Origin of the sequence: Vreelandella nigrificans (assembly GCF_002374315.1) — a bacterium.
In the GTDB taxonomy this organism is placed as follows: Bacteria; Pseudomonadota; Gammaproteobacteria; order Pseudomonadales; family Halomonadaceae; genus Vreelandella; species Vreelandella nigrificans.
In genome coordinates, this window is the sequence record NZ_NWUX01000077.1 from 1 (window position 1) to 667 (window position 667).

Sequence of the window (667 nt, forward strand, 5' to 3'; positions counted from 1 at the left end):
CCCTGATGTTGTTAACGAAGCGATCAAACCTACTGACCACACTGGCAGGACTGACACTCGCGACGCTGTTGTCGCCTTCTGCCTGGGCGCTGGATGAGGAGGCGCAGGCCGCCAAAGAGGAGGGTATGCGACTCTACGGTATTCGAAGAGCGGATACAGCAATCCCTTATTTAGAACAAGCGGCAGAGGCTGGGGATGCGGAGGCTATGTATTATCTGGGTGAAGCTAATCGCCGGTTAGTGATGGGAAACATGAATCAAGCTGCGTTGGACTGGTATTACCAAGCCGCGCAACACGGTGAACCCTACGCCATGCTACGCCTGTTTGATGGAGGGGCTTGCGAGCTGGGAGATGTCTGCCCGAAAGACGGCGACGATTGGCCCCAGGAGGCCTTGGAGCTTACCTTGCCCAAAGCCGAGGCCGGTGACGCTGAGGCCATGGCCGCGCTTTATCATATCTATTACTACGTTGAAAACCCCGATGAAGATGAAGCCATGGCGTGGCTACATCGCGCAGCCGAGGCAGGCAATGTTCATTCTATGAATTGGCTGGGCGAGCTGGCCCGCAATGACGAACGGGGTTATGCCAATGATACGGAGCGCCTGGAAGCGGCAGAGGTTTGGTTCCGCAAAGCCGCAGAAGCGGGCTACGCGCCTGCTATGCATAA

The 667-nt window shown here is 56.7% G+C and carries 1 protein-coding gene; it reads left to right on the forward strand.

Annotated features, from left to right (window positions below; genetic code table 11):
* Positions 1–667 (forward strand): tetratricopeptide repeat protein (locus CPA45_RS22555; RefSeq protein ID WP_133066827.1); only part of this gene is annotated, 667 nt, incomplete at both ends.